The 14,682-nt window shown below is 37.1% G+C and carries 13 protein-coding genes and 1 pseudogene; 9 read left to right on the forward strand and 5 right to left on the reverse strand.

The genetic code is table 11. The features are described from left to right. Positions 1–454 precede the first annotated feature (454 nt). From R4Z09_RS14360 to R4Z09_RS14375, 4 genes are all read left to right on the forward strand, one after another. A complete protein-coding gene (locus tag R4Z09_RS14360; protein WP_338452939.1) occupies positions 455–1,348 on the forward strand; it encodes a chromosome condensation regulator in 894 nt (297 codons plus the stop codon). 424 nt (positions 1,349–1,772) lie between these two features. Then, positions 1,773–2,684 carry a polysaccharide deacetylase family protein gene (locus R4Z09_RS14365; protein ID WP_338452940.1) on the forward strand — a complete coding sequence of 304 codons (912 nt, stop codon included), beginning with the start codon at positions 1,773–1,775 and terminating at the stop codon, positions 2,682–2,684. 30 nt (positions 2,685–2,714) lie between these two features. Then, entirely contained in the window at positions 2,715–3,356 is a 642-nt protein-coding gene (locus R4Z09_RS14370) for a YkyA family protein (RefSeq protein WP_338452941.1), read from the forward strand. Positions 3,357–3,483: 127 nt separating this feature from the next. Then, complete coding sequence (locus tag R4Z09_RS14375) at positions 3,484–3,879, forward strand: iron chaperone (RefSeq protein ID WP_338452942.1); 396 nt, start codon at positions 3,484–3,486, stop codon at positions 3,877–3,879. A 307-nt stretch (positions 3,880–4,186) separates the two neighbouring features. Here the strand turns inward: R4Z09_RS14375 and R4Z09_RS14380 are convergent, their stop codons facing one another. Then, a complete protein-coding gene (locus tag R4Z09_RS14380) occupies positions 4,187–5,329 on the reverse strand; it encodes an SLC13 family permease (protein ID WP_338452943.1) in 1,143 nt (380 codons plus the stop codon). Between the two features lie 286 nt (positions 5,330–5,615). Here R4Z09_RS14380 and R4Z09_RS14385 point away from each other — a divergent pair, with 286 nt between their 5' ends. From R4Z09_RS14385 to R4Z09_RS14395, 3 genes are all read left to right on the forward strand, one after another. Further along, positions 5,616–6,215, forward strand: a complete 600-nt coding sequence (locus R4Z09_RS14385; protein WP_338452944.1) for a putative immunity protein — start codon at positions 5,616–5,618, stop codon at positions 6,213–6,215. A gap of 184 nt (positions 6,216–6,399) precedes the next feature. After that, positions 6,400–7,647 (forward strand): MFS transporter, encoded by a 1,248-nt coding sequence (locus tag R4Z09_RS14390; RefSeq protein ID WP_338452945.1) that lies wholly within the window; start codon positions 6,400–6,402, stop codon positions 7,645–7,647. Between the two features lie 235 nt (positions 7,648–7,882). Further along, positions 7,883–8,098 (forward strand): hypothetical protein, encoded by a 216-nt coding sequence (locus tag R4Z09_RS14395; RefSeq protein WP_338452946.1) that lies wholly within the window; start codon positions 7,883–7,885, stop codon positions 8,096–8,098. A 33-nt stretch (positions 8,099–8,131) separates the two neighbouring features. On the opposite strand, the gene R4Z09_RS14400 is transcribed toward R4Z09_RS14395, so the two are convergent. Continuing rightward, positions 8,132–8,560 carry a MarR family winged helix-turn-helix transcriptional regulator gene (locus R4Z09_RS14400; protein WP_338452947.1) on the reverse strand — a complete coding sequence of 143 codons (429 nt, stop codon included), beginning with the start codon at positions 8,558–8,560 and terminating at the stop codon, positions 8,132–8,134. 171 nt (positions 8,561–8,731) lie between these two features. Continuing rightward, positions 8,732–9,835 (reverse strand): annotated as a pseudogene (locus tag R4Z09_RS14405) (RNA-guided endonuclease TnpB family protein); the annotation flags it as partial. 343 nt (positions 9,836–10,178) lie between these two features. Here R4Z09_RS14405 and R4Z09_RS14410 point away from each other — a divergent pair. Continuing rightward, positions 10,179–11,414 carry an MFS transporter gene (locus R4Z09_RS14410; protein ID WP_338452948.1) on the forward strand — a complete coding sequence of 412 codons (1,236 nt, stop codon included), beginning with the start codon at positions 10,179–10,181 and terminating at the stop codon, positions 11,412–11,414. A gap of 517 nt (positions 11,415–11,931) precedes the next feature. Here the strand turns inward: R4Z09_RS14410 and R4Z09_RS14415 are convergent. Beyond that, the gene (locus tag R4Z09_RS14415; protein ID WP_338452949.1) at positions 11,932–12,096 is read right to left on the reverse strand and encodes a hypothetical protein; all 165 of its coding nucleotides are present in this window, start codon (positions 12,094–12,096) and stop codon (positions 11,932–11,934) included. 264 nt (positions 12,097–12,360) lie between these two features. On the opposite strand from R4Z09_RS14415, the gene R4Z09_RS14420 reads away from it, so the two are divergent. After that, positions 12,361–13,356, forward strand: coding sequence for a zinc-dependent alcohol dehydrogenase family protein (locus R4Z09_RS14420; RefSeq protein ID WP_338452950.1), 996 nt, complete (start codon positions 12,361–12,363; stop codon positions 13,354–13,356). Positions 13,357–13,505: 149 nt separating this feature from the next. On the opposite strand, the gene R4Z09_RS14425 is transcribed toward R4Z09_RS14420, so the two are convergent. Further along, positions 13,506–14,546 carry a DUF3231 family protein gene (locus R4Z09_RS14425; RefSeq protein ID WP_338452951.1) on the reverse strand — a complete coding sequence of 347 codons (1,041 nt, stop codon included), beginning with the start codon at positions 14,544–14,546 and terminating at the stop codon, positions 13,506–13,508. Between the last annotated feature and the right edge of the window lie 136 nt (positions 14,547–14,682).

Genomic DNA, 14,682 nt, shown 5'->3' on the forward strand with positions numbered 1-14,682 from the left:
AAAAAAGTCTTCATCCTGTCTTGTTTCATCATCTGCCATAACAAGTGTTAAGCCAAGAAGATCATCCGTTTTATCACTGACATTATCATTGGTTCCCTGCAATAAATCAAGACAGGAATATTCATCTTATGGTTATAATAATATTCCGTACATTATATTCATGATTCCTTATGCTTTTTTCGATTTCTGCTGCTTCATTTCCTATTTTCCTTATAATGATTGACAAATGATACTCCGCCAATTATTAATGCGATTAAAACTAAGCCAATAATAATAGGTGCTTTTTTTCAATCTTAATTCCTTTCTCATTTTCATAAACTCTTCTAGATCTATTAGGTTTATGGAACACTAGTTAAGGTTTCTTTTATTTTTATTTTAAAATCATAAAGATATGTAATATATACTTTTCAGGTAACTGCAGGGTTGTTTAAATTTGAATTTGAGGAGGTAAACCATGTACATTTCACCGAAAGTAGCGGAGTTAAAAGTGAAACGGTGGCCTAAAGCTACCATAGCGGCGGGTCGTCGTCATACCGTTGGCCTTAAATCAGACGGAACGGTGACGGCTGTAGGTGATAATAAATATGGCCAATGTGATATAAGCGGCTGGCGCGATATTCTGGCGGTTGCGGCGGGTAATGTACATATGGCAACGAACACGGGTAATGCTCATACAATCGGTCTTAAATCTGACAGTACTGTGACGGCTGTAGGTTGGAATAAGCATAACCAATGCGATGTAAATGACTGGTGCGATATTGTAACAGTCGCAGCGGGTTGGCGCAGTACAGTCGGGCTGAAATCGGATGGCACGGTGGTAGCTGTGGGCCGAAATAATGAAGGTGAATGCAATGTCAGCGGTTGGCATGATATTGTGTCGGTCGCGGCGGGTGATTGGCATACAATCGGGCTTAAAATGGACGGTACAGTGGTTGCTGTGGGTAATAATCGGTATCGCCAATGCAATGCCAGCGGCTGGTGCGATATTGTGGCAATAGCGGCGGGTTATCTTCATACAATCGGGCTTAAATCGAACGGCACGGTGACGGCTGTGGGTGATAATAAATATGGCCAATGCGATGTCAGCGGCTGGTGCGATATTGTAACGGTTGCAGCGGGTAGTAATCATACAATCGGCCTTAAAGCGGACGGTACTGTGGCAGCTGTAGGTTGGAATGTGTATGGTCAATGTAATGTAAGTGCATGGAGCGATATTGTGGCGATTGCAGCGGGTTGTGCCCATACCGTCGGGCTTAAAGCGGACGGCACAGTGGTTGCTGTTGGTGATAATGAATATGGTCAATGCGATGTAATCGGCTGGCGCAGCATCCAACTGCCAGGCAATTAGTCTTTAATACAAGCCAGAGAATTACTAAACGAGTTAATGGAAAATTATAAGCCTAATTCCTCGATAAGAAACATGGTGAGATTAGGCTTTTTCATATTTCCAAAATAATAGAATTTATCTTATTGGTATATGCGTTGGCAGCAAGCCGTACCTTTCATGTCAACTGCTTTTCAAAAAAATGTAGACTAATAATATGGTGATGAGGTTGCGGGAAGTAAGAATAGAAATTGTTCAATTCCAATATTTAGTAATCTTCTTAATTGAACTTAAATTGATAGTTTGTCATAATGATTATGTTTGAGAATTTATAGAAGAAATAGCATACAAAGTAGTAGAACTATATCATTATATCTTTAATGCGAAATTTGTTGATAAATAATTTTATTTGTAGAATGATAGAAATCTAGCAATGGGGGGATATAAAGTGCGTAGGCGCAGGCGGTTAAACACTAGAGGGAAAATAGCGGTTTCCGTTCTTTTAACCATTATGGTTGTCCTATTATCTGGATTGGTTGGCAATGATGAAAAAAAAGCAGAAAATGATCATGACACTAATATTGAGGATACTTTGGAAATGGTAACATTTTCTACAGAGCCAGCGGCAGCTTTTGCCGAGTCAACATTAAGCCAATCGATCATTGAAAAGGAAAACGAAAAGAAAGAAGTGGCAAGAAAAAAAGCGGCGATCAAACAAATGAAGAAGGAACAACAGGAAAATGTCATTTATCTTACATTTGATGATGGGCCAACAACTGTTTCAGACGAATTATTGGACATCTTAGATGATTATCAGATGAAAGCAACCTTTTTCATGGTAGGTCCTAGAATAGCAGAATATCCAGAAGTAGTAAAACGAATGCAAAAGGAAGGATTTGGACTTGGATTACATGGTATGACGCATGATGTAAAGCAGATTTATAGCAATCAATCTGCTCCAACAGAAGAAATGTTAGAGAGTCAGGAGATATTGGAAGAAGTAACAGGCGTACGTATTGAACTGATCCGTCTTCCTTATGGGAGTTTCCCTTACTTAACAGAAGCTATGCGTTATGTTATTGACCTAAATGACTTTAAGGTTTGGGATTGGAATGTAGATAGCTTTGACTGGAAATACAATAATGAACAATTTGTTCAACAAACCATCCAAGGTATAGAAAAAATGGAAAAATCAGGTGTGACCCCTGTGGTCCTTCTTCATGATACACAAGAAACAGTAAAACATTTGCCTAAACTACTATTTTATATTAAAGAACAAGGCTATAAAACGAAAATATTGACTAACGATATGACGCCATTGACCTTTTCATGCGAAGGGCGATGTCGTCCCGTTAACTAATTCTATTTTAGCTGTAGGGGGTAACGATGTTTGAAGAAACGATTACTAATCGCATTGGCGATTTTGATAAGTTTTATTTTAATTTTGAATGGATGTCAGTCAGATCAAAAACAAGCTGCCAAAATTCAAAAAATAATGGAGAAATCTGTAGTGTTTGAAAATGATTTCGCTGCTAATCAAGCGGAACTAAATGAACTCAGAAATGACGCGCGGTTGATATACACTGAATTGATTAATCTTGACATTAATGATAAAGACAGTTTGAACCAAAAAATTGAAAAAGGCTATACATACACGAAAAAACAACAACAGTTAGTAGAGGAAGCAGAGGAAAATTTCAAAAAGGCTTATACAACGTCATCAAGGATTGAAAAACATATTAGAAAGATTAAAGACGAAGATCAAAAGAACCAAGCAACAAAACTGCTAACGATTATGAATGAACGAAAGAAATTGATTGATAGCTTTTTTGAAAAATACCTTGAAAACTTAAAACTACAGAATACATTTTATCAACATTTTAAAGATGAAAACATTAACTTACAAAGCCTTAATGAACAAATTATAGAGATAAATAAACGCACCGAAGAAATGGGGGAGATTATCCAAAAGTTTAATCACTATACCAAACAGTATATGAAAGCAGGAAAGGACTATGATCAAATGAATTAGAAAAGGTCCCTTATTTCATGCTGATTAACCAACATTTGGTTAGAAACGGAAGAGGTATATTTACTTGTAATAATAATCTGTTTAAAATTGAATAAAATATAATTTTTATAAGGAGATATACTAAACTATGGAAGATACCAATATTCCTAATTCGATTGATGAATATATCCTACAATATTCTGAAGAGGCTCAAGAAATACTACAAACGTTAAGAAGAGTAATAAAGGAATCAGCACCAAATGCTACGGAAAAAATTAGCTACCGAATGCCTACCTTTGTATTAGAGGGAAATCTGGTTCATTTTGCTGCATATAATAACCATATTGGATTCTACCCAACTCCAAGTGGTATTAATACTTTTAAACAAGAATTATCGGGATATAAGACCTCAAAAGGTGCTGTCCAATTTCCTATTGAAAAACCCATCCCTTATGAATTAATTAGGCAGATTGTAAAATTTAGAGTGGATGAAAACAAAAGTAAAGCGGAAGAAAAATTAAAAAAGAAGAAGAAAAATAATTGAATGACTCTCTTTCTTAATTATTTGTTGGTTTATTACGATAGGTTTAATGGTACAAGCCTTATTTTGACGAACCTTCCTGAAAAAGCATTATGGGTGTCACAATCCAGGCGCCTTTCTAACAGACTTCCTTGGAAATCCACTATGGCTGTCGCAATCGAGGCGCCTTTCTGACAGACTTCAAAAAAAAACAATATCCTTATCATATTGATATGATGCCGGGTGATATACTCGCGCTTAAAATTGATTTGAATACTTTTTTCAGCAGTCTCGTGCTGTCCCCATATCCCAAGGTGTTGTTCATTATTTCTCATAGGATTGAAAAAATAACATACTGACTGGCGGCAAGGATGATTAAAAACGCGATATTATAAATACTAAATGTAAGCAAGTATTTCTTCGACTCCATTGGCTTTGCTTGAATAAATAGCTTATAAGAAATGACACTAGCCAGTGACGCGACGATTGTTCCAAGTCCACCAACATTTACCCCTAACAATAGCGGCTGCCATTCGTCTGTAAAGTTTGCGAGAAGAATCGATGCTGGAACATTGCTGACGAACTGGCTTAGAAAAATCGAACTAAAAAATACAGAAGTGCTATCCTGAAGCCCCGTGCTCGCTACAGTTTGGATTGCTTCTGTGTTCGAAATATTTCCGATAAAAACAAAAAAGCTAATAAACGTGACGAGCAGTAAATAATCAATTTTTACTAATAGATTCCGATTTAAAATCACCGCAGCCATAACGGTAATCAACAATGAGATGGTATGACTGATGAGGCCAAATATCGAAGCGATAATCACTACTAATACGGTGCCCCATATCCATGCTTCATACCGATTAGCGATAGTAATAGAAGGAAGATCTACCTTTAATTCGCTTTTTGGTAGTTTCATTGAAAAAATAACCAACAAACCTATGCCAACAGCGGCAACAAAAAGAATGGTCGCAAAAAAGTCAAAAGGCTTAATCCCATAATGGGAAAAGAGAAACAGATTTTGCGGATTTCCCATTGGTGTTAAGCTGCTGCCGATATTGGCTGCAATCGTCTGAAGAATGATCGTCTCTGACACAGGCATGCCCGTCTTTTTGCTAATAATCACGGTCAGCGGAACAAACGTAAGCAAAGCGACATCGTTTGTCACGAACATGGAGCTAACAAAGCAAAGGGCAATGAGAATGGATGAAACCGTTCGGCTGTTATTACTTTTATTTAAAATGGTGATGGCAAATTTGTCTAGCACCTTCAGATCTTCAAGCGCCTTGATGGCAATCATCAGGTTAAACAAACTAACCATAACATTGAAATTAATGTACTCGAGCTTTGGCAATTGCACAAAACAGCTTGCGATTGCCAGCAAAAAGGATATGGTAAATACCATGTCCTTTTTCATAAAGCCAAAACGAATATGTATTCTTTGTTTTCTTTGGATGTCAACATTCTGTACCAATCTATCTCACCAGCATTCTCGTAATTATGATGTAAAAAATAAAACCAATGACTACATTAAATTCAAAGATTACGATTGTCAATGGAAATTTAAGTCGGGGGGGCAGGTCCATCGACCCAGGCTTAAAACTAGGGCATCAATGAGTCTAGTATAATAAATAGATCAAATGATTAAAAAGGCCAACATGAAAATACTGTGCTAAAATGGTTATGAATTTATACGCTAATAAAGAAAAGTTTAACATCTCAAATAGTAGATTATTTACGTTTTGGAGGTGATAAATACTATGTTTTCTGATGTAGAAATCAAATTAAAGAAAAAGAATAAAATATTGTTTACTCGTGAAAGTGAATGCTTACAGGAGTTGATAAAGCTGATTCAATTGCAACAACATCGAACACTTGTGATGTGGGCATTGGATTGTGCCAAAAGAACATTGGAGCAATTTGAGGCAAAGTATCCCGATGAAAATAGGCCGAGATTTTGTTTGGAACTTTGTGAGAATTGGGCGAGAGGAAAAATCAAAATGCCCATAGCCAAACAAGCTATTTTAGACTCTCATGCAGTGGCAAAAGAAATTGGCGACAGCGAATATAGTAATTTGTGCCATGCCATCGGACATGCAGGAGCTACCGTTCACGTAGAAACACATGCAATTGGATTACCTATGTATGAGTTAACTGCAATTGTCTTAAAATATGGAAAGGGAAACTTTGAAAAACCAGTCATTGAAAAGATCGATTATTATTATAACCGTCTGTTGTATTGGCAGGAGAATACCGACAAGCTTGGACTTGATTGGGCAAACTTTCTATTGAATGAGTTAAAACCGAACAAGGAAAAATTTATGAGTGAAAAACGAAGAATAAAACAACAAGAACGATAGGTATCATGTTTTATCCCCAGAAAAAGCCCAGATTAATAGAATGAATTCGTAGAAAAAATTCTAAAAAGGTTTTAATACTTTACAGTGGCGGTAAACATTTCTATGATAGTATAATTGACGAAGTGTTTCAGAGTGGAACGATTCATGTATTTCAATAAGATTTTGATTGAAGGTGTTTTTTGTTTTGAAGCAATCGGAGAACAATATACTTAAACAACCATTTTTCGCGAAATTTTGGGTTTCGCGAATTTTATCTTCAACTTCTTTTCAAATGCTGTCTGTTGCTATCGGGTGGCAAATGTATGAGTTGACGAATGATGCTTTTAGTCTCGGAATGGTGGGACTTGCTCAGTTTATCCCAATGGTTCTCTTGACGTTGGTAGTCGGGCAAATTGCAGACCGCTATGATCGCCGGAGAATTGTTTACTTGAGCCTCGTCATTGAGGCTTTGACCGCAGGTTTTCTTTTATTAGGAAGTATTAGCGGCTGGCTTGGCCGTGACCTAATTCTGCTTTCAGCAGCTTTAATCGGGGCTTGTCGCGCCTTCGAAGGTCCGACTGCTAATGCATTATTGCCGCAGATCGTATCAAAGAACAGTCTGCCGCGAGCAGTTTCCATGAGCACGACTGCCATTCAAACGGCTCTAATACTCGGACCGACTGTTGGCGGATTGCTTTTAGCCTTTGGTGCTTCCGCCGTCTATTTATTGGCTGCAGCAGCTTTAATGATTTCCGCCATTTTTACCTATTCAATTAAAGTTGAGCCGATAAAGGATAGAAAGTTAGCAAAGATATCATTGCAATCATTTTTTCTTGGTTTGGAATACATCAAACGTAAGCCGATCATCTTAGGAGCCATTTCACTGGATTTATTTGTTGTCTTGCTCGGCGGTGCAACAGCACTGATGCCGATATTTGCCCAGGATATATTACAGACAGGGCCATGGGGATTAGGGTTGCTGAGGGCTGCACCTGCAGTGGGCGCCATCATTGTATCAGCGGTAATGGCCTATTTTCCTCTGCAAAAATCTGTGGGAATCACTTTATTTGGAGCCATAGCTGTATATGGGTTGGCAACTATGCTTTTTGCTATTTCAACAAACTTAGTCTTATCTTTGTTTGCTTTAATGGTTATTGGCGGTTCAGACGTCATCAGTATGGTAATCAGATCCTCGCTTGTTCAATTGCAAACACCAGATGAATTACGAGGCAGGGTCAATGCCGTGAACTCACTGTTTACTGGGACATCCTTTCAGCTGGGAGAATTTGAATCAGGCATGCTCGCCAGTTTTATCGGTGCTGTTCCCGCAGTATTCATTGGCGGAATCGGCTCGATTCTTGTTGCTGGACTATGGATGTATTTATTTCCTTCGATTAGAAAGCTGGAGTCTCTAACCGAAAGTTCTAATGGGGCAGGTGAACAGGTCCATTGACCCATTAGCTAACATCTTTTAAGTGGGGAGGATGGAAGAAAAAACAATTGTTTGCTGCATGATGCTAGTCCATATTTAACTTTAAAAGAAATTCCTGTTGAGTTAATCTCTGCAGGGATTTCCTATTATTGGCTAAGTTTAATCATTATTCATCACATTTCAAAAATAATTTTAATTGTTTCATAAAAAATTGTAGAGAATAAGACTAAATAATGATTAAGAAGGCGGGATTTTAATGGAAGAAAAAAAACCAAATTTCCATAAAGAATCAATAAATTCACCCGATCAAGAGCAAGCTTTTAATGTATTCCTTAATGAATATTTAGTTGCAGAAGTACGTGGAAATGATCCCATTCATTTAACTGTTATTCCGATGAGGGAACTAAATGACTATGAGGAAAATAAGCTACATGAATATATACAAACAGTATTTTCAAATGAAGAATACTAATGGGTCAAGGGGCCTGTCCCTCTGACCCGTTTTTTATTTTTCATAAAATTGGTTGAATTTATTTAGCAGCCGGCCAAATGCTTCACGATCCTCATCTGACCAATCATTTGTTACTTCAATTAATCTTTCTAGACGTGACTGCTTATGTTCCGTAAATACCTTTGTTCCAAGTTCGGTTATTTGAAGTGTATAGGCCCTTCCATCTGTTGGATCGGGAATTCGATCCACAAACCCTTTTTGCTCTAACGCAGCCACCTGTCTGCTGATTGTGGAGATATCCAGTTGAAATTCATCGGCCAGAATTTTGACACCCGTAGGTCCTAGGTCAGCTAATCGCCGAAGCAGCAGATAGGCTGATCGGTCAAGATTACCAAATTTTTTGTGTGAAGATAGAAAAGTTGAACGACGAATTAAGATCGTCAGTTCCAGTTCAATCTTTTCCAAATCTTTTTCATGCCTCATATAAAATCCCACCATTAAAGATATTCTTACTTTTTATGTTAACATATGTGAACTACTCCCACCACTTACCACCCTTACGGGTCGCTTGAAGTGGGGACTTCTCGACTTATCGTTGCTTTTACTAGCCAACGAAAACTGACCGAGCTATCCTCTTGTTCCAAGAGTTTTTTTCTATGATAACGCTAATAAGCGTATACCTTCATTATTTGATATTGATGGCTGAATTGTAGTCACGATTTGCCACATAACCACATGAACAATGGTAGGTGCGTTCAGATAGTTTCATAGTTTTTTCTGCACCACAACAAGAACACTTCTTAGTGGAAGGAAACCACTTATCAATTTTCACAAGCTGTTTTCCTTGTTCTTTTAGCTTGTACGCTAAGAAAGTAGTGAATATACCCCAACCATTGTCGTGAACGCTTTTTCCAAAGTGAAGGGCTTGCGACAATCCTTTCATGTTCAAGTCCTCAATCACGACAGCATCAAAGTTAGAAGCTAATTCTTTTGACTTATAGTGAAGAAAATTCATGCTCTGGTTCGCTACTTTTTCATGTAACTTAGCCACTACTAAACGTTGCTTGTTCCAACGTGCAGAACCTTTCTTACGCTTGGACAGAATGCGTTGTGCTTTTGCTAATTTTTCTGACATCACACGATAGTAGCGAGGATAATTGGCTTTCTCATTCTCGCTACTAACATATAATTCAGCCATAGCAAAATCTAGCCCAACGACATTTTCTATTTCTTTAGGCTGTATGTCTTTTTCGTATTCTGTTAGTACAGACACATAATATTTCCCTGACTTCGTTCTGGAAATGGTACAGGATATCAGTTTGTAGTTATCAGGAATTTCTTTATGCTGTTTGATTTTTACAAATTTTAGTTTTGGTAGTTTGATATGGCCATCTTTCAATTCGATGTTTCCGTTGACTAAATTAGTCGTATAAGATTGTCTAGATTTACGGTTTTTGAACTTTGGAAATTCGGCATTACCCTCAAAAAGTTCTTATAAGCAGTTTGAAGGTTGATTTGTGCGTTCGCCAAAGCTAAGGAATCCACTTCTTTTAGGAATGGAAATTTACCTTTATACTTTGCAGGAGTCGGAAACTTTTGCTTTTTAGGCGTTTCTTTATCGTCTTTGAACCTTTCATACGTTTCCTTCCGTTCCGCCAACATCTTGTTATAGACAAAACGAACACAACCGAAAGTTTTAGCTAACAAAACTTCTTGTTTTTTGTTTGGCAACAACCTAAATTTGAAAGCTTTGTTTTGCTAGGCCATATCAATTCACCTCCTAGTCATATTACAGAACAATTGTTCTTAATTTACTATTATTTTGGTTTACGCCAACCAAAATTCATCTCCCACCTACTCATTGGGTTACACTCTTCACATTCCTTGAGGATGGAAGACTTCTTTCAGAAATCTGTTGAATTTTAATAATAAGAAAAGACAATAATCTCCGCAAGAATACACTATTGATATAGTGGAAATTAGTTGTATAATACAATTATATACTTTCATTATACAACTAATTATAGAAAAAGGAAGCAGAGGAAGTATTTACAAATGGGTAAGGGCTTAGGGAGAAATAAATGAAAAAAGGGGAATGTGTATGGTAACGACGAAACAATCAATTTCGGCAGAACCGGCGAAAGTCAAAGAGAGTCAAACAGGATTATTAACACAACCAAAAGCGGTTTGGGCTGTATTTTTTGCAAGTATTATTGCCTTTATGGGCCTTGGTCTAGTGGATCCCATTTTACCGGCAATAGCAGATCAATTACATGCCACACATAGTGAGGTAACATTACTTTTCACTAGTTATAATGCCGTTATGGCCGTGGCAATGCTTATTACTGGAATGATTTCCTCAAGGCTTGGGATTAAATGGACTCTGATAACGGGTATTGTTATTATTGCAGTATTTTCTGCACTTGGGGGATTTTCAAATAGCATATGGGCACTCGTTGGGCTTCGTGGAGGATGGGGACTCGGCAATGCATTATTCGTCGCAACCGCATTAGCAGCCATCGTTTCACTTTCGAATAGCGGAACAGCGAAAGCGATTATTTTGTACGAAGCGGCAATTGGTCTTGGAATTTCTGTAGGACCGCTTCTTGGAGGCTCACTTGGTGCGATATCGTGGAGAGGTCCGTTTTTAGGTGTGGCGTCACTTATGATCATTGCATTTATTTGTCTAGTATTCTTAATGCCTAAACCGGAAAAGATGAGTAGCGGATCCACAAAAGCATCTTTACTCGATCCGTTCCGCGCCTTAAAACACCGTTCATTATTAACTTTCGGAATTGCCGCAGCATTATATAATTTTGGATTTTTCACTTTATTAGCCTACGCACCTTTTGTTATGGGTTTAGGTGAGCATGGATTAGGTTATGTATTCCTCGGATGGGGCATCTTACTAGCCATTACGTCAGTTTTCATGGCTCCAAAGCTTCAAAAATCGTTTGGTACCATTAAATCCATGTGTGCCATGTTAATCCTATTCAGCTTGCTGCTTGTTGCCATGGGCATCTGGACCTCCACCCAATGGGTTGTTATTGGAGCGGTTATTTTAGCAGGAGCTTTTTTAGGAAACAACAATACGTTAATTACAACTGCTGTTATGAACGCTGCCCCTGTTGAACGTTCAACCGCATCTGCAGCATACAGCTTTCTCCGTTTTATTGGAGGAGCGATTGCTCCATTTACAGCAGGAAAACTGGCAGAGGTATTTAATCCAAGCGTTCCATTTATAGTTGGAGCCGGATTTGTCCTACTATCCGTCGTATTTATAATAATAAATCATGCACATGTAAAACATGTAGATGATGTTGAAATAGGTCACTAAAACAAAGGATCTGCCGTATTTTCGGTAGATCCTTTTTGTGGTCAGGGGGAAAGGTCCATCGACCCAATATACCAATTCTATCTATATTATATTGCGCAATGACTACCAGAATAATAATGTATGGGAATTCATTTTCCCTTTTTTGTCGAAAAAAACATAAAAACTGTACCATAATAGATAAAAATGTAACATTCTATCCTCTTTTGTAGAAAACAACCAACTACCTGTGAAATTATGCTACAGTAATGAAAACACATCTGAGGAGGTAAGGGCATGCAATTTATTGATAGTTTCGGTTGGAGCTTATCTTTTATTCTAATGATTTGTTTTGTTACAACATTATTAGCATTAATGAGGAAGCCGAAAGAGGATAATAAAAGATAAGCAACAAATGGGTCGAGCGGTCATAGACTCGTTTTTTAAAAAATAAGTAAAGAAAAAGTCCTTACCAGGACTTTTTCTTTTTAGTCTATTATTCGAATGAATAAAGTGATTGCTGATGATAATCAGAGTGCGCTCATTTCACTGTTTTTTCTGCTAACAGTTCTCTTAGTTCTTCTTGGCTATCCTTTAGTGCTTTTATCTCTTGTTCCATTATTTCTAATTTATCCAACATTGGTTTTAATGCTTCTTGAAGCATATCATGTAAACGCATAGCTTTTTCATCTCTAGTTGATTCCATTATTGTGACCTCCCAAAATGAAAGATTGAATATCACAATCATACTTTATTGGTAACTTAAAAACACTAAAAATTATGGAAATGTTAAAAAGTCGTCACAATTAATGCGTCAGAGGGACAGGCACCGCGACCCGTTTAAAAATAAGTAAAGATTTGGTATTTTCGTTCTTTCAAATTAATAATCATCTTACTTTCAATTTGATAAAAATAAAAGTAAAATAAAAAGAAAATACTAATTTTTTTGAAATTACGAGGAGTGATTTGTTTGAAGGCACAAGTGATCCGTTCTTTTGGAGATGCAGCTGTTTTTCAGTTAGCCGATATTCCTATTCCAGAAGTGAAACCAATGCATGTTTTGATTCAAGTAAAAGCTACAAGCTTGAATCCTATTGATACAAAAATACGCAGCGGGGTTTTTGCTAAATTCGCTCCTGAATTTCCAGCTGTTATACATGGAGATGTATCTGGGATTGTAACGGAAGTGGGAGAAGGGGTTACTGAATTTAAAATAGGTGATGAGGTATACGGTTTTGCAGGTGGTGTGAAAGGTTCTGGAGGTGCTTTAGCAGAATATATGCTGGCAGATGCTAGATTGCTAGCCCATAAACCAAAAAATTTGTCGTTTGCAGAGGCAGCTGCCCTGCCAGTTGTTTCTATCACAGCTTGGGAAGCGTTATTTAAACGGGCCAAAATTCAAGCCGGAGATGAGATTCTGATCCATGGTGGCACAGGCGGAGTAGGACATGTGGCAGTACAATTGGCAAAATGGGCCGGGGCAAAGGTATATACAACCGTATCTACACCAGAAAAAGCTCACATTGCGAAAGAACTCGGTGCCGATGTTGTAATCAATTATAGAGAAACTCCGGTACAAGATTATGTGAATATGTATACAGATGGAAAAGGGTTTAAATATATTTTTGATACTGTGGATCGTGAAAATTTGGAAAATTCTATTGAGGCGGCTTCGTTATATGGAACCGTTGTCGCCATTGCTGTAAGTCAAAATTATAATCTAGCTCCATTTCTTTTAAAAGCATTGAATTTCCATGCCGTTTTCATAGAGTTACCGATTCTTCATGAAGAATTCCGTCATATAAATGGAGAGATATTAAAGAAGGTGACTCCTATTATTGAAGAAGGAAGAGTTAAACCACTAATTGATAAAAAACCATTCACCTTTGAAGAAATAGCTGAAGCTCATGAATATTATGAAACAAAAAAAGCAGTTGGTAAAATTGTATTAGTAAACAATTGGTAAAACGTACGGGTCAGGGGGACAGTTCCATCGACCCGTCCCATCGACCTATCCATACATTGCTTGCAGTTATTTTGTATAAAAGAAAGCTAAACACTAGGCCTATGATTTCGAAAATCTTTTAGCAGGTACCATTTGGGTATCGGTCATAGTTACTGTTCAGTTGCTAACTTATCTCTTTCCGCTGCATAAGGTGGCTGCTCCAGCCAGCCATTGTTGATCATAATTTTGGCTGCATCTTCAACAAATGAAGCAATTTGTATTAATCCTCTTGTATACATGAGTCCAATATCATGTCTACCGTTTACGGCAGCAGAGTTTCCAAATGATCTAATTTTCATCGAAAACATGTCCATCTTATGAAACAACATTAATTTATCCGAAAAGGGTGCAAATGTTGAAGTTGTAACCAAATGGTCAAGAAACGACGGTGAAGGTAAACCTTCATAATGTAGTTTTTCCATATAAAGTTCGATTTGTTTATGAGTAAGTTGTTTTCCTCGCATAAACAATTCCTGAATTTTTTCTGATTTTACCACTTGGCTAAATGCCATGATCAATGCTTTACTCGCTACATTATTTTCAATATTATCGTAAAGATGGGCTATATCCATTGCATGTAATGGCCGCACATGTCCAAAGAAACCATTTAAAAAGTCTTGATGCACAAATTCTACTTTATCGGGTACGGGAATAATTGGTGGTTTTATGATCATTCCCTTATTCATTAATATTGTTTTGATTTGCTTCATCAAAGCCATAGTAGATTCCATACAGTAAATAAAAAACTCTTCTACATCCTTCCTAAAAACAAGTGGTACTGCAACGTTATAAATACTCATACCTGCTTTCGCAACATATTTAAGGTAATAAACATAGAATTCATCTTCAAACAAACGAGGGGCTTCAGCGTTTAAATCTTCTTCTTCTGAAAAACCCTTCGGAATTGGAAAATTTTCTTTATTAAAGATCTCTTCTGTCGTTTTCAATAACTCCATGCTTAAATTTAATGCGTTTTCTAATAAAGTTTTAATATCTGGATCTTCAACATGTTGAAGATAATATTTTAAAATACATTTTGACATACTGTTACCCATATAGGTCGCCCAAAGTTTACCCATTTCTGCCGAAGTAAGCTTTTCACTTAGGTCTGTTTTTGTTGAACTAATATTAAGTGGTTTTAGTATGTCCATAGAAAAAACTCCTTTTTTAAAGTTATGCTTAGGTTTCTCAACATTTAAAAACATATTCTGGACTCAACTTTTATCTAAAAAATTATACTTGAGTACTTATTTTACATTTTTATTAAGTGTTTAATTTAATGTTGAA

The sequence above is a fragment of the Niallia oryzisoli genome (assembly GCF_036670025.1).
Lineage (GTDB): Bacteria > Bacillota > Bacilli > Bacillales > Cytobacillaceae > Bacillus_BD > Bacillus_BD oryzisoli.